Origin of the sequence: Methanosarcina barkeri MS (assembly GCF_000970025.1) — an archaeon.
Lineage (GTDB): Archaea > Halobacteriota > Methanosarcinia > Methanosarcinales > Methanosarcinaceae > Methanosarcina > Methanosarcina barkeri.
In genome coordinates this window covers 2,262,961-2,282,834 of record NZ_CP009528.1, presented here as the reverse complement: position 1 = coordinate 2,282,834, position 19,874 = coordinate 2,262,961, and the positions used below count along the sequence as shown (strand labels likewise).

The 19,874-nt window shown below is 38.8% G+C and carries 13 protein-coding genes, 2 tRNA genes and 1 pseudogene; 9 read left to right on the top strand and 7 right to left on the bottom strand.

Annotation, left to right across the window (positions count from 1 at the left end; all coding sequences use genetic code 11):
* Window positions 1-504 precede the first annotated feature (504 nt).
* From MSBRM_RS09290 to MSBRM_RS19450, 3 genes and pseudogenes are all read right to left on the bottom strand, one after another.
* Entirely contained in the window at window positions 505-2,133 is a 1,629-nt protein-coding gene (locus tag MSBRM_RS09290; RefSeq protein WP_048117571.1) for a M6 family metalloprotease domain-containing protein, read from the bottom strand.
* 1,035 nt (window positions 2,134-3,168) lie between these two features.
* Complete coding sequence (locus tag MSBRM_RS09285; protein ID WP_048117574.1) at window positions 3,169-3,459, bottom strand: hypothetical protein; 291 nt, start codon at window positions 3,457-3,459, stop codon at window positions 3,169-3,171.
* A gap of 401 nt (window positions 3,460-3,860) precedes the next feature.
* Window positions 3,861-4,150: pseudogene (locus MSBRM_RS19450) on the bottom strand (IS5/IS1182 family transposase); the annotation flags it as partial.
* Between the two features lie 426 nt (window positions 4,151-4,576).
* Here MSBRM_RS19450 and MSBRM_RS21270 point away from each other — a divergent pair.
* The 6 genes from MSBRM_RS21270 (at window position 4,577) to MSBRM_RS09250 (ending at window position 11,449) form a co-directional block, all read left to right on the top strand.
* A complete protein-coding gene (locus MSBRM_RS21270) occupies window positions 4,577-4,786 on the top strand; it encodes a hypothetical protein (protein WP_230668809.1) in 210 nt (69 codons plus the stop codon).
* A 408-nt stretch (window positions 4,787-5,194) separates the two neighbouring features.
* Window positions 5,195-7,495, top strand: coding sequence for an efflux RND transporter permease subunit (locus MSBRM_RS09275; RefSeq protein ID WP_080941456.1), 2,301 nt, complete (start codon window positions 5,195-5,197; stop codon window positions 7,493-7,495).
* Window positions 7,492-8,631: a COG1361 S-layer family protein gene (locus MSBRM_RS09270; protein WP_048155472.1), complete on the top strand. Its 1,140-nt coding sequence runs from the start codon at window positions 7,492-7,494 to the stop codon at window positions 8,629-8,631. Before MSBRM_RS09275 ends, MSBRM_RS09270 begins: the two co-directional genes overlap by 4 nt.
* Window positions 8,624-9,688, top strand: a complete 1,065-nt coding sequence (locus tag MSBRM_RS09265) for a COG1361 S-layer family protein (RefSeq protein ID WP_048156957.1) — start codon at window positions 8,624-8,626, stop codon at window positions 9,686-9,688. Before MSBRM_RS09270 ends, MSBRM_RS09265 begins: the two co-directional genes overlap by 8 nt.
* A gap of 127 nt (window positions 9,689-9,815) precedes the next feature.
* Entirely contained in the window at window positions 9,816-10,268 is a 453-nt protein-coding gene (locus tag MSBRM_RS09260) for a universal stress protein (protein ID WP_048117580.1), read from the top strand.
* Window positions 10,269-10,960: 692 nt separating this feature from the next.
* On the top strand, window positions 10,961-11,449 hold the full coding sequence (locus MSBRM_RS09250) for a MarR family winged helix-turn-helix transcriptional regulator (RefSeq protein WP_048117586.1): 489 nt from the start codon (window positions 10,961-10,963) through the stop codon (window positions 11,447-11,449).
* Window positions 11,450-11,907: 458 nt separating this feature from the next.
* Here MSBRM_RS09250 and MSBRM_RS09240 read toward each other — a convergent pair.
* A tRNA-Leu gene (locus MSBRM_RS09240) sits at window positions 11,908-11,992 on the bottom strand.
* 312 nt (window positions 11,993-12,304) lie between these two features.
* Here MSBRM_RS09240 and MSBRM_RS21910 point away from each other — a divergent pair.
* Window positions 12,305-15,220 carry a PKD domain-containing protein gene (locus MSBRM_RS21910; protein WP_052712789.1) on the top strand — a complete coding sequence of 972 codons (2,916 nt, stop codon included), beginning with the start codon at window positions 12,305-12,307 and terminating at the stop codon, window positions 15,218-15,220.
* Between the two features lie 233 nt (window positions 15,221-15,453).
* Here the strand turns inward: MSBRM_RS21910 and MSBRM_RS09225 are convergent.
* Window positions 15,454-15,538 (bottom strand) — tRNA-Leu (locus MSBRM_RS09225).
* Window positions 15,539-15,634: 96 nt separating this feature from the next.
* Here MSBRM_RS09225 and MSBRM_RS09220 point away from each other — a divergent pair.
* Both MSBRM_RS09220 and MSBRM_RS09215 read left to right on the top strand, forming a co-directional pair.
* Window positions 15,635-16,390 carry an MBL fold metallo-hydrolase gene (locus MSBRM_RS09220; protein ID WP_048155469.1) on the top strand — a complete coding sequence of 252 codons (756 nt, stop codon included), beginning with the start codon at window positions 15,635-15,637 and terminating at the stop codon, window positions 16,388-16,390.
* Window positions 16,391-16,844: 454 nt separating this feature from the next.
* On the top strand, window positions 16,845-17,189 hold the full coding sequence (locus MSBRM_RS09215) for a hypothetical protein (protein ID WP_011308067.1): 345 nt from the start codon (window positions 16,845-16,847) through the stop codon (window positions 17,187-17,189).
* 180 nt (window positions 17,190-17,369) lie between these two features.
* On the opposite strand, the gene MSBRM_RS09210 is transcribed toward MSBRM_RS09215, so the two are convergent.
* Together MSBRM_RS09210 and MSBRM_RS09205 are read right to left on the bottom strand one after the other, a co-directional pair.
* On the bottom strand, window positions 17,370-18,746 hold the full coding sequence (locus MSBRM_RS09210; protein WP_230669132.1) for a glycosyltransferase: 1,377 nt from the start codon (window positions 18,744-18,746) through the stop codon (window positions 17,370-17,372).
* A gap of 26 nt (window positions 18,747-18,772) precedes the next feature.
* Window positions 18,773-19,807 (bottom strand): glycoside hydrolase family 130 protein, encoded by a 1,035-nt coding sequence (locus MSBRM_RS09205; RefSeq protein ID WP_048117593.1) that lies wholly within the window; start codon window positions 19,805-19,807, stop codon window positions 18,773-18,775.
* Between the last annotated feature and the right edge of the window lie 67 nt (window positions 19,808-19,874).

Sequence of the window (19,874 nt, the reverse complement as noted above, 5' to 3'; positions counted from 1 at the left end):
TTAAATTTCAGTAAGCAAAGAAGAGGGCATCAGGCATTTGCATATCCGGAAACCCATTTCCTTATTCTGATTTAATAATATAAAAATCTATACGATTATATTAATCTTTGAATATTCTAATGCCAGTAAATGAGAAAATGATAAAATTGGAGTCATCACTTTAGTAAAAGAAAATAAGAAAAAGTTAGGTTTTCGAAGGGGAACTTTACATTACATAAAGCAGAATCTTAAATCCATATTTCAAAGTGCTGTTGAGATCCTGTTTTCAAAGAGAATTTTACATTACATGAAGCAGAATGCTAAAATCGATAAGCTTTTTTCCCTAAACAGCCATGTTTTGAAGAGAATTTTGGCCTGGGAAACCTTGGTTTCGGGGGATCAGGTTAAGGTTTAGAGGGGCTAAATTTTAAGGCTTAGGTAGGAAATCAGCAGAAGAACCGGATTAAGGTGAAAAAGTAAAAAAGAGGTATATAAGGCAAAAAAGTTTCCTTAAAAAGATTATTTTCAGGCAATTGCCTTTAATTTTTCTAACCCTTCATCAATCTTAACCTGGGCTTCTTCCATGATCTTTATAAGCTCTGCATGCCTTGGAATTTCTTTTTCTTTGATACTCGGCTTTATTGCTTGTATGGCGGGTCTAACTTCAGATGTGCCCACCTGGAATGTTATAATCTGGCCGGGTGTTGAGATGTTGGAGATGGTCAGGCCGGACTCCGAGCCGTCCCACAAGTTGGAGGATGGCAGAGTGGAATGGCTTATGGCTGTGGCCGTTGTCTCTTTGAATAGATCCATATCGTCTCCCATATTCCGGTTGGTTTCAAGGTCCAGATGTCCGTCGGCCTGAAGCAATCCGCACTGATAATGCTTGGTGGGAGTTCCTCCCTGCCACTCATTGGACCCAAGTATATCACAATGATATATGGCCAGACCGCTGGAAGGTATATCTTTATCAAGGTCCAACTGAGACCGATTCTCAATCAAGAAGTATTCATTGCAGAAGTCTTCATGGCGTTTCCGGCTCTCAAATATATGGACCGTGTTGTAGTCTCCATGCACTGTCTGGTACTTCTCTGGTCTGGTCAGGCGCACCACATTGTCACACCAGCCCACAAGATAACGCAAATAAGCACACACAGGGGATGGTACCCTTCCATTATTGTTATGGTTGCCCGCGCTCATGAGGCAGTAATAGCCGAGACCTGCGCTCTTTTCAAAATCGCCATCTCTAACGCCGTAGTCATAGAGATCTGGCCAGCGGCAGAGCATATGTCCATTCTCATGGCAGAATGTGCCTATGCTCATGTCCTCTTTGCTCCGACCAAGGCTGGAAAGCATATAGAAATGGGTCTTCATGTTGCCGCGCTTGAGCTTCAGAAAGTAATTATGGGGCCATAGCTCTCCTATGTACTGGGTCTGTCCTGCATAGAGGAAGTTGATAGCATCCACTATTCCCTCGTCCTGCGAGTCGAATATCTTGAGATCCACACCGCTGTCTATTGCCATGTCCAGGGCTTCTTCAACCAGCAGATGGTTGGCATAGTATTGCCTGTTCTTGCTTAAGGTTATCGGCCCGACTACCACATTGGTGTAATTCAGCTTTCCTCCAGACATGAGCCGGAAGTACTCTCGGGCAGAGCAGAAATTCCCGTTTTCGGTGTAGTTTTCTCCGTTGAGCATTCTATCCACGTCTTCCTGGGTGACATTGCTTTTCACATCTTTAAACTGGACCAGAATGGTCAATCCTTTTATGTCTCCCTCGGATAACCTGCGACCTTCAAGAAGACCCTTATTGGGCCCGAAGGTCCTGAGATTAGCAACGGGCCGATACAGCTCTGCCGGAGGATTCATCCTGGCATATCTGGTTTCGAACTTGGAATTTCTTACCTGTTCTGACTCTTTGAGATGCCGCCAAATCTTCTCGGGTGGAGCACGACTTAAGTCCACTCCGCTGGAGACGAATTCGCCTTTGATTAGATATGCGTAGCAGAACTGTCCTAAATCTATATCATAAACCACCGTATATCCGTCAAGGTTCTCGTAGCGGGAATAGAATTCATCACCAAAAACTTTAAGTTTTACATCAGGCCCCTTCTCCTGAGAGAAGGTGAGTATCTCCCCAGTTATTGCACTCATCTTTAACTATCTCCTGGATTGGCTTTAAGGCCTTTTGATAAAATAGTCTAAAAACTGTTTAACTTTGTATTTAGAAACATTTGTTGTTGAAAATCATATACAAGCTTATGTTTCTCTTTTTGGTCTTGCTACTTTCTAATAAGCAATTTTTTTCAACCCACACAAAATATTGAATAATTTCATATTTTTATTAAATATATTAATATAAAATAGCCTACGAAATAATACTTAGAATCGGTTGTTTGTATCGAGAATTTAATACTTAGAATCGGTTGCATTGGTCGTCGGTTAAGGATTTTTCTTGCCTGAAAGCTATTGATTTTGCATTAGAAGCCGGCCTTAAATTTTGGCCCATTTACATGAAATCGATACCCTATTCCAGCTCAGAATTTATTAAAATATTTAGTAACTGTTGAGGAAATTGACGCAATTTTTCACGATTCCTCACTTAACCGAAGACGCATGGAATCGGTTGTTTGTATCGAGAATTTTTTCTTTTATATTTAACCTCATTTTTCCAAGAAATCTAAAGCTTTTTTAGTAGCGTGGAGACGATATATCTATTACTACGGTTTTGTGCAATAGAATTATGAGTTCTTAATCAAGTTATTATTACTCTCGTAGATCATAGAAGCTTCGAAAAAGCTTTCTGAAAACTTCAGTTTCAGTAGACGAAAAAGAAGGTAATATTAAGATGGGAGATTAGTCCAAAAACAGATCATAAAGTCAAACATGCAAATGTCTCATAAATGCTCTCATAAGACAATCGAACAGGACAAGAAAATCACAATATCGTGATGGATAAAGGGTATGCTCCAAAAAAATTTATGTTCTAATTAGAGAAGAAATCAAATTTGCATCAAATAAAGGATTTCTATAAAGCCGATAATTTAGATATTAATTTACAGATAGTCATGCCTGTAATTATTGCAACAAAAACTCATTGTACCTTCTTGAGTAGTTGCATTATTTATGCTCGTGACTATAATAGGATTGATGGAAATGAATGATGCTAATTGATTTTTATTATGGCAGTTAATGTCGGAAGAATCTTTTTTCGGCCTTTTGCATGCGCGCTTCATCTGATTCTTCTAGATGCTTTTCAAGTCCAGATGGTGGATTAAGGCTTAAATCAACTCCGCTGGAAACAAAGTAACCATCTTTTAGTCTGGCATATGTGAATTTTCCTAGAGTTTCATCGTAAATTACGGTATATCCTTCTTCCGTTTCATAGCGAGCGTAGAACTCATCTCCAAAAACCCTCAGCCTGATCTCAGGACCGTTTTCTTGATCAAAGCTCAGTAATTCTCCGAATATAGCGGTCATCTCTTATCCGTCCATGGCATCCCCAAAGTACTAATATATTAATATATTAATATATTAATTAAAAGTTTTTGCAAATAAATCTTTTCCATCCCTGCTAATAGATGCGTTATCTGGAATTGTTTCCCATCTTTTTGAATAATATTCTAAAAATATAACATCAAAACGAATTCGTATAACTTTAAAATTAATTTTAAGCTTAAAGTTTTTAAAAAATGATACTGTTTCTTTTCTGGAGTTGTGTACAAAAAATCTGGATTATCTATAACCCACGAATTTAGTGCAAGAGATGTGATTCGAAACCACGAAATCCCTCGATGCCAGATCTTAAACCTAACATTGGAGCAATTATCCGATTTATATGGCTGTGACCTTGTTCTAAATGTTATATGATGCTTTTTTTCTTAACTTTCAGTCAGGCGTTTTAATCTATTTTTATCATTGATAAAGAAATCTATAACTGTTTCTGTCAAAAATACAGCCATAGAACAGTATTTTATTACAGAACGCATTGTATATCGGTGTAAATTCTCCATATTGCATGTTTTTTTGGCTAGTTTAACACATCTTCTATGAGAAATCTAATAGGCCTAAGTCCTCCACAATTTTTAATCAAAGACTTAAACTTTGTAACCAGTTTTTCGTAAAGCTTCTTTTCTTCTTTTGTATTTCTTTTTGAATCAAATATCACTAGATTTTGGAACTGAGTCATTATTCAATATTACCAAAATGAAGCGTAAATTTACTCTCAGCATTTAATCTTTTACGTTGCTTGCTGCTGTATCACGCATTAGACTTTCAAATAGTTTTGAATCTACGAAATAATTTCAGGATACAAAAATTTTCTCAATAGTTAAAACTTAAAATTTTGTAAATTAGCAGTATGCAATTTTGTTGTATGTATTGGCCACAAGATTAAAATACAATAAATTAATTGATAATATCAATAGTTAGAAATTTAACTATTGATATTGTTTACATTTCAAATTAAATATCAGATCTTGGAGGCTAAATATCCATTAAAACTGAAATTGATGTGAATTTTAGATATGAAAAATTTTTCCCATCTAAAACCAGTTGTAGAAGGACTAGTGGTATAAAAATATGAGATGAAACAACGTTGAAGAAGACATTTCTCTTTATGAAAAGGGATGTTCTTGAGAGCATAATTTTTGACCAGCGTTTCCAGAAAAAAATCATGAATAAGTTCAGAGAACTGAGCACGAATCAACCCAAGGTGATCAAGATAATAGGCTTGGAAGGTAAGATTACGCCCTCAACTATTAGAAATTACACCGGTACGGATAAGCAGTGTAACCCTAATGATTGATGATTTGGAAAAGAAAGGGATAGTTTTTCGGGAAATGATTCGGAAGGCCGAAGAAAAATTCTTGTCTCCCTGACAGATAAAGGGCTTGAGTGTTGTGATTATTTTGATAGAGTCTTCAACGAAACCCTTAGTTTAATAGATCAATATGATACCGAGGATTATTCACACAGATTCTAGACGATGATGATTTTAAGAAAGATATGCATTGGCGGAGTTGAATCAGTCTAGACGATGATGATTTTAAGAAAGATATGCATTGGCGGAGTTGAATCAGCACAGAGCCTTTGGAAGCAATCGCTAGTTGTAGGCTCATATGTACTTTACAACTATCTCCCAAAAAAGTAATGTGAGGGATGTGCTATTAAAAGTGTTTTTGAAAAACTTGGAGTATTTGTCCATAACAACCGCATGACCATACTTCTGATTTTTTTTCTTCTCATCTTGATATCAGTGCAAGGTGCACAGAAAATTACTATGGAATCAGGAACGGAAACCTTTGTAAGCAAAGATTCGAAACTGTATCAGGATTATGATCACCTTTACTCAAACATATTTGGAACCAACTCCATTATAGTGATGGTAGAAGGGAACGATGTAGAGTCTGCAGACATAATGAAATCTGTAGACCGGCTTGAACACCAACTAGAGTCAACAGAAGGAATTGTTGGGGTCACAAGTCCGGCTTCTATTATAAAGGAAATGAATTATCAGAATACAGGGAGGTCCCAGGTTCCCGATACCGACGCGGAGATCAAGGAAATTATTGATGGAAATCCGGCTACATTTGGAACATTAATTCCTGATCATACACATATGGTGATCTATTTAACGATGGCCGGGTCCAGCACAGATAATAAGCAAAAAGAAATAATAACGGAAACCGAAGAAGCTGTCAAATTTTCTGATTTTCCTCCTTCTTACAATCTCATAGTAACAGGTGATCCAGCCTATAAGATTGAAATGAGCGAGGCGATGAGCACCGGTATGGGACCATTGCTGGGACTTGCTGCCGTTTTTATGGTAATTGTATTAAGTCTTGTTTTCCGGCATGTTCGCTGGTGCCTCCTTCCTTTACCAGTGGTTCTACTAGGCATTGTTTATACTTTTGGAGCTATGGGCTTTCTGGGAATTCCCCTATCAATGGTTTCCATGTCAGCTTTCCCGGTACTAATAGGGCTTGGTATTGATTATGCTATTCAGTTCCATAACAGAATTGAAGAAGAGCTGCATAAAGAAGGAAACAAGTCAAAGGCCATTATATCAACAATAAAACACACAGGACCTGCTGTACTCATAGCTCTTACCATGACCGCTCTGGGATTTTTCTCCCTTTTTACGTCTACTGTACCAATGATCCAGGATTTTGGCAAACTTCTCACGATCGGTATATTAATGTGCTACTTAGCAGCCATGTTTGTCGGGGTAGTCACAGTTTATATTTTTGACGATTTCTCAAAAAATCTCAAGTCAAAAAAAGGAAAAAACGAACCAAAACCAACAGAAACAAATGCAGACCATGTTTCTTCCGGGAAGCCAAAAAACAATCTGGTAAAACACTTTCTTGAAAAGATTAATAATTTTTCAATAAAGAATAATTTATTGATACTCGGGATAGCTACTCTGCTCTGTATCGGAGGTATATATGCCGATGAGTCAGTGGGTGCCCAGACGGATACAACATCTTTTGCTCCCCGGGATCTGCCAGCCCTTATGGACCTGAACCATATGAAAGATATTACGGGGGGAACTGATACACTTAACCTCATAATAAAAGTAAAGGATAATGCTGATCCTGAAGTTCTGGAGTGGATTGACAGGTTCAGTGAACATGAAACTCAAAGGCAGCATATTGAAAGCACTTTAAGCATTGTGCCTCTCATAAAAGAGTATAATGGAGGTACAATCCCGGAAACCCGAGACGAAATAGAGGCAATATACAATGAAATTCCGGAATCCCAAAAGAACCGCTATGTGTATGGCAGAAATATGCTTCTCTTAAATTTAAACATTGGAAATGCCGTGTCCGACATAGAGACTACAGGTATTGAAGAGTTAACCGGAATAATAGACAAGGATATCCAGTGGATGCAGGTTCCTCCAGGCGTCACAGTTACGATCACAGGTAACCCGGTGGTTTACATTGAAGTTCTGGGTGCGCTTACAGATGGAAGAATTCTAATGACCTACCTTGGGCTGTTCCTTGTTCTGGGAGGACTTCTGGTAGTTTACAGAGACTGGCTAAAAGCTCTCGCTGCTATTATTCCAATGTTTATCGTAACTGGCTGGTCAGGGCTAGTAATGAAGTTTCTTGGAATTCTATACACCCCTATGACTGCAACTATGGGGGCACTGATCATTGGAATAGGTTGTGAGTACTCAGTCCTCATGATGGAAAGATATTTTGAAGAAAAGGATCATGGAGCAGATCCTCTGCAAGCTATACACAGGACGAGTGAAAACATCGGTGCTGCACTCCTCGCTTCAGGATCGACGGTTATTGGTGGGTTTGCAGCTCTGACAATATCTCCTTTTCCTTTAATAGGTGACTTTGGAACAGTGACAGTTATTGATATCGTACTTGTCCTTATTGCAACCTTCATGGTATTTCCGCCTTTTATTGTATTGATGGATACCTGGAGGGAAAAGAGGAGAGGAATACAGGCTTCACAAGCAAAAGCAAATAATGTCAAGGGGGCCGATACCCAATGAAGGAACCCCAAAAAAACAGGCTACAGAAGACAATTAACACATTCTTTGTAATTGCAGTTCTTCTTTCAGTTCTCTCAGTAACTGCATTCCCAGCCCTAGGGGAGGAGGACGAAACCAACTTCATCGCTCTAGATCATGGATATACTGTAGATTACTACAAGAGTTACGGATCGCCAGTAATACAGGCGTCAATTACAGGAGATACTGAGTTTGAAAGAGGGGAAACTGCAGATCTGCAGATAAAAATCGCAAATAATGGAGTCATATCCGGTTTTCAAAGGCTGAATGCAAACCAGAAAAGGATAAACGACTCCACTGAGGAAACAATTGCACTTGCGGAGTTGGAAAAAGAAAAAGGAGCTACTACTGCAAAAAATATCGAGGCTACTCTTCAATCGGAAACAAAATACGTTGAAGTAGAGTCCGCAGCCAGCCTCCAGAACGTTGAAGAACTTGAAACAGGAAATACAGCAACCCTTAGCTACATAATCAAAATAGATAGCGATGCACCCGCCGGGAATTATGAACTTCTCCTGCCAGTGACCTATCAATATCCGGCAAATGTCAAAACTGTAACTGCAGATGCAATAAATCTAGGGCTTACGGGTGTAGAGTTTGCAAGAGAGTACAAAACAAAGACAGAAACGCTCAGAATACCAATCTCTATAAAAGACGAACCTAAATTTGAAGTAACTAAGGTTTCAGGAAGCCTTGTTCAGGGTGAAACTAAAGTTATTGAGGTCACTTATAAAAATACAAGAGAAACCGTAGCAAAAGATGCTTTAGCCCGAATTATTGTTATGAGCCCTCTGAGCACAGAGAAATCCATAGTAAGAATAGGAGATATAGGTCCCGGAAAAGAAAAGACTGCCAGTTTCGAAATTTCGGCAGATCAGGATGCAATTGTAAAAAAGTATGGAGTCAACAGTGAAATAAAATACGTTGACAAAGATGGAGACACTACTTTGTCAGAAGGTATGAAAGTGAACGTACCTCTTGAAGCTACAGAACAAAAATTTAGCATAACAGGAATAGCGATTTTACTGATTATAGTTATCGCCCTTTACCAGATAGTAAGCGTACACCGGAAAAGAAATCAGAATGATGAGAATGTATTAGGTGATGAAAATGAATAAAAATGGATTATTTATTACTGTCATAACCCTTCTAATCCTTTGTTCTGCAGTCCTACCAGCAGAGGCAGCTTTACCCGAAAATTTTGATATTAGTAAAAACTACTACTCAGTATACGGAGGGCCTGACCTTAATGCAACACTTGTTGGAGACAAACAATTCTCTAGAGGAGATACTGCAACTCTTAATATAAATATGATGAACAAGGGTGAAATTTCCGGCTTTAAATCTGAAAAAGATGCAGATATTGGAAATTATGCAGATGAAATGCTTCAACAGTCAGAGATGCAGTATGAAGCGCAGGCTACGATGGCAGTAGGCATTCTTGCAACCCTTAAATCTGATAACCCTAACATTAAAGTTAAATCTGGAGCCCAAGAAGCTGGGACTCTCATGCAGGGAAAAGAAAGTGCAAGCCCCACACAGTTTACAGTTGAGATTAATAAAGACACTCCTGCAGGTATATATCCCCTGAATCTCGATCTTTCGTATCAGTACCAGAACAATGTCCAGGTAGGCGGAGACGATTTTGACAGCGTTACAGGCCTTGTGACAAATAAGGAAGTAGGCATCTGGTATGAAAATAAGACTCAGACGCAGACCATAAACATCGAAGTCAAGAAGGAACCTTACTTTGAAGTTACAAACGTAACAGGTGACCTTTACCCCGATGATGGTGGGATGCTTTACGTCACATATAAAAACACAGGAGAAGAAACTGCAAAAGATTCAACTGTTAGAATTAGTGCATCTGATCCATTCAGTACCACTGATGACCAGGCTTACCTTGGAACCCTGAAACCCGGAGACAGTGAAGTTGCTGTTTTTGATATGGATGTAGATGAAACTGCAACTGCAAAGCCATACTCTATAAGTAGCGAAATTTTCTACGAAGATACTGATGGGCATGACCGGACTTCGGATACCATCAAGGTCAATACCGAAGTTCTGGAGGCAAAACAGTCTCTTTACTCTCTTCCGGGATTTGAGCTTGGGACAGGCATTACAATGGCTCTAGCTGCATGCTTTGTAATGCTCAGGAGAAAAAAACAGAATTGAAGCAAAAAGGTAATGAAAAATAAAGTATGCACGTAGCCTTTTTAAAGGCTACAAACTTATTTTTAGATAACTATTTTAATTTTTTTTCTAATAATATTTTATGTATAAAGCAAATGGGGAATAACATATGGAGAGAGATTTTTACCGAAATATATTGATTGCAACGGACGGATCTGAGAATACACAGAGAGCCATTTCTTACGGAATCGAGATTGCAAAACTCAGCGGAGCAGCTGTCTATGCTCTTTATGTTGTAAATACGTCTCCCATAATTTCCGAGTATTGGACTATTGGTAAAAAAAATGTGTATGAAATAATTAGAAGTGAAGGGGAGAAAGCAGTATTCGAGGTTAAGAAGATCGGAGAGGCATCAGGGGTGGAGGTAAAAGAGGTTGTTTTAGATGGTTATCCGAGTAATGCAATTATAGATTTCGCCGATAATAATAATATTGACTTGATAGTGATGGGTACCCTCGGAAAAACAGGACTTGATAAGCTTCTAATCGGAAGTGTTGCAGAGAAAGTAGTAAGAGGTTCAAAGGTACCAGTTATGGTTGTCCGTGGGGAAGAGCAGAGCTAAAATTTTCTATCAAAGGAAATCTTTTGGGAAAAGAAACAAATCAGGACTTAGAGGCAGAGGTGCAAGTTGGGTATTAAGGCAGGCAGCTTACTAGTGTCATGTCAACAATAAATATCGTATAAAACCGATTGCAATTATTTGGAATTATTGAATCCCTGATGATTAACTCGACACTAGTGTTTAGATTCAAAATCGATTCCTCACTTCTTGGAAAAATCCGAGATCGTTGAATTTATCAAAAGTCAAGTTTTATAAACTTATTTCAGAATCACAGTACTAGTGTATTGAACCTGTTTGAAAAAAGATTTATTAAAAGGGGAAAATAATGGGGAGAAAGCGGTGGGAAAAAAATTCAAATTTTTGGGTAAATGATCTACAAATGTTTCGCATTCTTTATTTTCTAGATATATTTCAGGTGGTTTACAGTCCTTCCTTTAATTATCTAATCATAAATTACGCCACTGCATATCATAAATTATGCCACTGCATAATACAGGCGGTATTTGGATTAGTGCCAATTATAAAAATGACAAAATATCCAAAAACTGATATATAAAATATCCAAAAGTCTTGCATCGGTATATCATATTGTACAAAACTAGAGTGAACCCTTATTATATACCGAAGATGTAATCTTACTGGACATTCTTTGTCTGTATCCGCAGTTACACGTTTAACATCCTGGAGGAAGCATGTCAGATACTAATGAGAGGAGAGAAATGGGGCTATTGATACTGGAAAGGGAAGTACTTTTTAACAAATTGGTTGAAAGAAAATTCTCTGAAATGATATCCAAAGTCAGATCAAAAGGACCCGAAAAGCTCGGCAGACAACAGTCTAATGCTATTCTAATAATTGGCACGATGGGAGAAATGATTCCTTCATACCTTGGTCTGTGTATGAATATGGATAGGAGTAGCCTTTCAAGAATGATAGATTCCATGGAAAAAAAAGGACTTGTTTATAGAAAGACAGATACTAAAGACAGAAGAAAAATTATGATATTTTTAACCGAAATGGGGGAAGAGTACTATGAAATTCTTAAGGAGAAAGCGGAAGAGATTCAAACTTCTACAACAGATCTTCTTAACGAACAGGATCTCAAAAAATATAAAGCCTGCATAAAAACAGAGATAAGTATTCTGAAAAAAATCGATTCCAAACTAAATGCAAAAGAATGAATCTTGTAGAAAAACATCTAAAAAATAGAAGATGTATTCCAGAGAATGAGCCTATCCCAAAAGTCATTTCGTTCTTAATCATCAAGAATTTTCAGGATTGTTTTCATGATCAGAAACTTGATTGATTGTTCGGAATACAGGATTCAAAGAAGCAATTTTGAGTTTTGGGATCAGCTCAATATATAAAATGTAAGAAGAATGCTTGCAGGAACTTTTGAGTCCGGAGTTGCAAGTACTCTTATGCAGGCACTATTAATATATCTCTTTCTTATGCGATATCAACCAAATTTGGTGAAAGCGTTAGGTATGCAGGGATATATAGCAATCAAAAAGTGTACGCAACTGCAGATATTCATAGTATTCGTTTTTAGAATTTATAATACATTCAAAAACTAGTTTTTTTCAAATTATAGCATTACTTTAAAAAAAACAAAATCCAAAGTTCGATGTAAAAATAATGCTAGGGGTGGGATTCGAACCCACGAATACCTTCGTAATCAGATCTTAAGTCTGACGCCTTTGACCTGGCTGGGCAACCCTCGCACAATGATAAATGTATTTTTACTTTTGCCCGTTCTTACATTTCTTTGCTTTTTATTCTTTTGATTGGGTTTACTTCCTGTTTTGTTACTGTGAGAATCTCAATCACTAATTTGTTACTCAGTATGCTAGTAAACACACTGGTAGTACTACCTTTGCGGTAGTTAAACGTAGTTAGCTTTAAAAATGACTCAATCGTGAATATAGTTACTTATCTGAAACAAATAATGAAATATATTGAAACTAATATTAAGTTTCACTATATATAAAAAGAATAAGAAATATCTACTTACCTTTGGGGTCTGGGGGAAATGAATGAGAAGTAAGATTTTTTTGACTTCGTTAGCTTTTGCTTTTTTGTTACTGATCGCAACAGTAGCATCAGCTGGACAGGAAATTCAAATTACACCTTATGGCGAGAGAGGTCTTACTCCTGCTATCTATGATAACAAAATTGCATGGTTGGACAAGTATATCAATGGAAGTCTCCACCTGCGAGATTTGTCTACAGGTAAAGAGATACAGATAACTGAAGATCCATGGTACTCATATCTTGCTGTTTATAACGATAAGATAGTGTGGGGATCTGGAGGGCAAAACATCTATTTGTACAATATATCTACAAATAATAAAACTTTACTTTCAATTTCAGAGTCGGAAAATAAAGGGGCAGGGGATTCTTTAACTATATACGGTGACAAAATCGTATGGAGAGATCAAAGCAGTGGGTATCGGGACATCTACATGTATGATCTCTGCACTTATAATAAAACCCGAATTACAACTAACCGATCAACTAAGGATCCCGTCATCTACGGAGACAAAATAGTATGGCAGGAAGATCCTAGCTTTGGCTTTGGAAGTTCATACCATGACATCTATGTGTATAATCTATCAACTTCCAATAAAACTCGAGTTACAACCAATAGATCAACATCGAACCCTAAGGTCTACGGTGACAGGATTGTATACATAGAAGGTAATAATATCTACTTACATAATCTCTCAACTTCTATAGAGACTCAGATAACCTTCAATGGGTCACGAAAGGATAAGCTTGCTATCTATGGTGACAGGATAGTGTGGCAGGATGGCCGCAACGGAAATTGGGATATATACATATATGATCTTTCTGAAGATAAAGAAATTCAGATTACTAATGATGAAGCAGATCAACTTAACCCTGCTATTTACGGTGACAAAATAGTATGGGAAGATTATCGTAATGATAGGGAAAACATGTACTATTGCAGTATATACATGTACGATTTCTCAGCTAAACCTACAATTCCTTTTGCTTCTTTTTCTGCTAATATGACATCTAAATCCGGAAATATGCCGTTAACTGTGTTATTTACTTATAACAGCACGGGTGGAACTCCCATATCCTGGTATTGGGATTTTGGAGATGGTATAAATTCAAAACATGCTCAAACAGCCACACACACACTCAAAAAACCTGGAACTTATGATGTTAGTCTTACAGTAACCAATTTCGCAGGCAATAGTACGCTGAAGAAATCAAATTATATCACTGTCACTCCTCAACAAGCTCCTATTGCAGACTTCTTTTCTCCAGAAGTATATCATGCTAACACTTATGGAGGGTCAGTTCCCACAAAAACCGTATCATTTGTCGATAATAGCACAGGTTCACCGACTTCCTGGCTTTGGGACTTTGGAGACGGTAATACCTCAACAGAGCAAAATACAACCCATGTGTATGATGTAGAGGGAGGATATACCGTAAATCTAACTGTTAAGAACGCTGTGGGTAGTAATACAACAAGTAAGTATGGATATGTACTTGTTGGCCTGGGTGATGGATCTGTTGCTCCAGAACATTTCTCCTCAAATGTAATATCCGGAGATGCACCACTGAAAGTAACGTTTCATGGAGGAACCGGATATGCCAATTATTGGACTTTTGGAGATGGTTCTCAACAATACGTTGGTGAGAACCAAACAGTAGAGCATACATATCTGGAACCCGGACAATATACCGTGAGCTTATCTGAAGACAATGTTGGTGGCACAGCTGCAATAACAAAATATCATTATATTACTGTAACCGGACTTACAAGACCAGTGGCTTCTTTTACTTCAGAAAAGGTGTCTGTTCCAATGTCACTGACAATAGCATTCACTGATACGAGTATTGGAAAGCCAACATCCTGGTATTGGACTTTTGGAGATGGCGCTTCTTCAACCAAACAGAATCCAACTCATACATATTCTACAGCAGGAAACTATACGGTTTCCCTGACAGCAAGTAATGAGAACAGTACAAATTCAACGTTTAGAGTAATCGATGTGTTCAAAACCACGGGACCATTTGCATATGTTACTAACGACAGGAATATCTCTGTAATTGATACAGCTACGGATAAAGTTGTAGACACGATGGAGATAGGAAGTGGTTTAGTGGGGGTTGCAGTTAATCCGACTGGGACAAAGGTATATGCTGCAAATGAAACCAACAACACTGTCTCTGTAATTGACACAAGTATAAGCAAGGTTATAGCCACAGTTAATGGATTAAATTCACCTTATGCAATTGCAATTACGCCAGACGGGAAAAAGGCATATGTTACGAACAACAGCGGCGCTGTCTTTGAAAATGGCACAGTCTCCGTTATTGACACAGGCACTAATACTGTTACGGATACAATTAAGGTAGGCAGCGTCCCTCATGGAGTTGCAGTTAGCCCGGATGGAGCAAAGGTATACGTAACAAATTATTATGATATTTCTGTAATTGATACGGCAACAAACAAGGTTACAGCTACGCTCAATGTAGGACAGTATCCTGCTGGAATTGCAGTTAGTCCGGATGGAACAAAGATATATGTGACTAATGGTGTCAGCAATAATGTCTCTGTAATTGATACAGAAACAAATAATGTTACAGCTACGTTACCTGTAGGAGATGATCCTGTTAGAGTTGTGGTCACTCCAGATGGAACAAAGTTATATGTGACGAACCATAAGGGAAATACCACATCTGTAATTAACACAACAACCAATACCGTAACAGCCACGATACCAGGAAATGGTCCTTACGGAGTATCAATCACCCCTGACGGGAAAAAAGTATATGTCACAAACCTAGGTAGCATTCTTTCCGGCAAAACTGTTTCTGTAATTGATACAGCAGCAAATACTGTTATAGCTACAGTTAAAGTAGGAAGCTATCCTAGAGAAGTTGCAGTTGCTTCATATGGAAAATGATACTTTCTGCCATAAAAACCGTAGTTCTAACTTAACCAGTAAAATGCGTCTCTTTTAGAAATGAAAAAGTGAATTTGTGAGATTGAAAAACAACTGACTAATGACGAAAAGACAAAATTAAGTAAAAGAAATCCAGGGTTTGAAATAATTTATGGGACAAATGGATTTCTTTATGTGTTTCTATATAATGGAAATAGAAAACAGTAAGTGTTGGATAGAAATTTTGAATTTAGTGCGAGGGGTGGGATTCGAACCCACGAAATCCTTCGATACCGGATCTTAAGTCCGGCGCCTTTGACCGTGCTGGGCAACCCTCGCTCTTTGAAAAAAAGCAAGTTTTTTTGAGCCGCAAATATTCGTTATGCGGACATGCTTTAAATAAAGTTAAATTATTTAAAGTTTATTCTTTAACTTATGGAAATTACATTTCTTGGCACTGGAGTTGCGATCCCTCAGAAAAATAGGGTACAGTCCGGAATACTTGTCAGGCTAGACGAAAAGCCATTACTTATTGATTGCGGAAGCGGCGTATTGAACAGGTTTCCTGAGGCTGGGGTTTCTCACACTGAGGTGGACACAGTGTTGCTTTCTCACCTCCACCTTGACCACGTAGCTGACCTGCACCCTCTTATCAAGGCAAACTGGCTCCGCGGAAACACGAGTATGAAGGTCTACGGGCCTGAAGGGACCGAAGAATGGTTTTCAAAAGTGATTGACGCTTATGAATATCTTCAGGAAAAAGTGGACGTAGACGTTATTGAGATCACCCCCGGAAAAGAATTTACTCCTGAGGGATTCGATTGTGAGATCAGCTGCACGGCAGCCGCGCACAGCGTTCCGACACTGGCTTACCGCGTGACTGGAGAGGACGGAGAATTCGTTTACTCCGCAGACACCGAGCCTTCCAGGGATGTAATGGACCTTGCAGCCGGGGCCGATCTCCTGATCCACGAGTGTTCGTTTCCATCGGACATGAATGTCACAAACCATACCACTCCCAGCTCACTTGCCGACATCCTGGAGGAATATAATAACGAAATCGGAAGCATCTGCCTTACACATTTCTATCCGGAAATGCGGGGACACGAAAGAGAAGCAGTGCACCTCCTGAAGGGGTATTTTGAAGGAGACGTGATTCTTGCCGAAGACCTCATGAAACTTGAATTATAAGGTAGTGCAAAGTGAAATGCGAGGTCTAGAATAATCCAGGAGGTACAAAGTGAAATTCAGGTTTTAGACAAAGGCTTAATACTGTTAAAAAGAGAGGCAATCCGAACAATAGCAAATCCTTCGGCAATCCTCAAATTTTACTCTTCCTCCCTCTTGAAAAAAGCCAAACGCAAAATTGTTATTCTTGACTTATATATTCTGGATTTACTTCTTAAATCATCCAACTGCATTCTGTTAGTTGGGTATGCAGCCTTATGATTAAATATTAGAAACACAGAACACTCTCATACAGAGAAAAGCTCTGTAACACCGTCTGTATGCGTTTAGTCTGTATCTATTATCATGTAGAAATCCCAGCTGCACAATCTATTGTATTTGAAATACAGTACTTATGCATCTATCATCTCCGGAATATCTTCAAAATGCAGATTTATACTTTATCACGGTGACCATCATGGCAAGATTACTCTCAGAAACGGACATTGGTATTCTGAAAACCGTTGCCCCGGAATGTGAGGGGTATCTCTGTTCAGGCTCAGGAATGACTTATCGTTCCATACTCCCTCCACTGGCAAACCACTATGCAAAAGATGCACAGGATTTCCTGCGGAGAATAAAACTACTATCTCGATATGACCTTGAATATCTTGTCAGGCTCATTTTATCAGGAGAAGAAAGCCTCGGCTGTGTACCATTCGAGTATATCGAGCTTTTCATAGAAAATGTCTCTGAAAGGCTGGGTGAGAAAATGGCAGCTCAGGTTAGAGATTCTTATAACAATTCAGAATGTCCTGATTGAATTTTTTTATTAATTAGAGTAAAAATGCGAAAAAGAAGTTTCTTGTAAAATGGAAACTCTTAAAATTATTAGCTAACTTAAAACTCATACTAATATTAAAAATGTGAAAAAATAAAAATATTGTAAAAAGGAAACATTCTCAATCTACACAAATCTGCTCAAGCTCACCCATATACCTGCTCAAACTCTCCCATATTTATCTTCAAGCCTTTCAATATCGTCTTCTCCGATATAGTCTCCCTGTGCGATCTCAATGAAAACAAGGTTTTGACTGCCTATATTCTTAATTCGATGAATCTCATTTACCGGAAGATCGACCGAATCTCCAGGAATAACCCTTATTTCATTCCCGTTTTTAATTACAAGACCTTTTCCACTGATTATGAACCAGTGCTCGCTTCTGTGAAAATGGCGCTGGAGTGAGATTTCACCCTGAGGAATAACAGTAAGGCTTTTGACCTTATATCCAGGCCTCTGTCCGAGCACTTCATAAAAGCCCCAGGGCCTTTTTTCCTCACGTTTACATTTTTCGAGGATGGTCTCATACACTTTAATGTAATCATCCACCATCCTGTCAACCGAAAAACGTTTTTCTACGTTTTCCCTGCATTTTTTGCGGGATATGGAGCCAAGTTTTTGCACAGCTTCGGCAGCTTCCTCAACACTATTAACAAGAAATCCAGTCTCTCCATCCCGGATAAGCTCAGGCATTGAACCCCTGTTCATTGCAATTACCGGCGTCCCGCTGGCCATAGCTTCAACTACGCCAATCCCGAAAGCCTCTTCATAATTAATCATGTGCAGCAAAGCATAGGCATTTGATAGGAGTTCCTTCTTAAACTCAGGTGTGACATGTCCCTCATAAATAATCTGTTCATTGTCCAGATAGGGCTGGACTTCTTTTTCAAAATAAGCCTGATCTGCAATGAAACCAGCAATTCTAAGTTTTCTGCCAGTTTTTTTTGCGACCTGTATTGCTTCCCTTACGCCTTTGTCTTTATGCAGGCGTGATAAAAAAAGTAGATAATCCTGCGGTTTTTCATTGAAATAAAAGCTTTCTATGTCAATTCCGTGACGAACCGTTGCTATATAGTCCAGATCACGGCATCGGTAGGCATCACTTATGGATACGTAAAAAGTTCTATTATTGTACTTTTTATATACAGGCAAAATTTTCCGTGAAGAAATACCATGGATTGTTGTTACAACAGGCGTATCCACAAGTGCACTGTAAGTCAGAGGAAGATAATCGAAATGATTATGGATTATATCGAATTCCTTTTCTCTCTCGAAAACTTCGGATATATGCAGGCCTTCATAAACCTTTCTGATCATATCCTTATCTTCTTCATAAGGTCTCGGGCACACAGCATGAAGCTTTGCTCCAGTGTGAGAATCTGCTGTGGCAAACAGTGTAACGTCAATACCTCTTTTTACCAGTCCTTCAGTTAATAACGATACAATAGATTCCCAGGGACCATACTTTTTAGGTGGCGTGCTCCAGGCAATCGGAGACAACATTGCAATTCTTATATTAATACCCCCAAAATCACTCACATCCCCAAACTTAATTTTTATTTATTTTATCTCAATTTTGAATATCCTCTTTTCGGATCAGTGGAACTTTCTATATCTTCTTCAAACCACCGGCAGTACTCATCCGGGCACTGTTTTTCCGGGCACTCATGGATATATTTCAGAACATCGCTTACTTTTGCAGTAGCTAACGATACTGAAGTATCTGCACTCCCATAATAAATACGAATTTCATCGCCTGCAAGTACCCATCCGCAGGGGAAAACAACGTCATTGACGTCTCCACTGCGTTCATACATTTCACGTGGCCCGAAAACCCAGCCTTCAGATCTGTGGAGCACTTTCCTAGGATCATCAGGATCAAGAAGGGCAAGTCCAAGCCGGTAACTTGCCTTAGCTGTTGTCTGGCGTACTCCATGGTACATAATTAACCATCCATCAGGTACACGGATTGGCTGTGGGGACAGGCCTATTTTGTTTGCGTCCCACCATCCACCTTCTCTGGCATATAGAAGAACCTCATGCTCTCCCCAGTATTTCATATCAGGTGAAAAGGAAATCCAGATATTTGCTTTTGCACCACTTATTAAAGATACAGGCCTGTGTAACATTGCCCATCTGCCGTTAAACCTTACAGGAAAAACCGCAGCATCCTTGTTTTCAGGAGGTAAGGTAGCTCCTATTCGATCAAAATTTCGGAAATCCTTGGTAAAGGCAAGTGCAGTTAAAGGTCCTGAATCCGAAAAAGCCGTATACGCCACAGCCCACTTTTCCATCTCATCTATATAAGTTATGCGCGGGTCTTCGATACCGTATATTTCTTCAGGGTAGCTTACAGGGTCAGGAGCAAAGGTTGGTTCAGGATCAATTTCCCAGCCATAAATTCCATTTTTACTCCTTGCTATTGTAAAGTGAGAAAAGCCCCTGTGATCTTCGACCCTGACCAGTAATAGGGTAGTGCCATCAACTATAGCAGCTGCAGGATTAAAAACTGAATGGGCCCTATAAGGCCAATCGTCAACGGTTAATATAGGATTCCTATCGTATCTTACAAATAACTCCCCATGGTCTTTCCAGATCATATTATTCTCTCATCCCCCAATCATGTTATTCTTACTCCCCAGATTATATTAGTCTCTCATCCTTCAG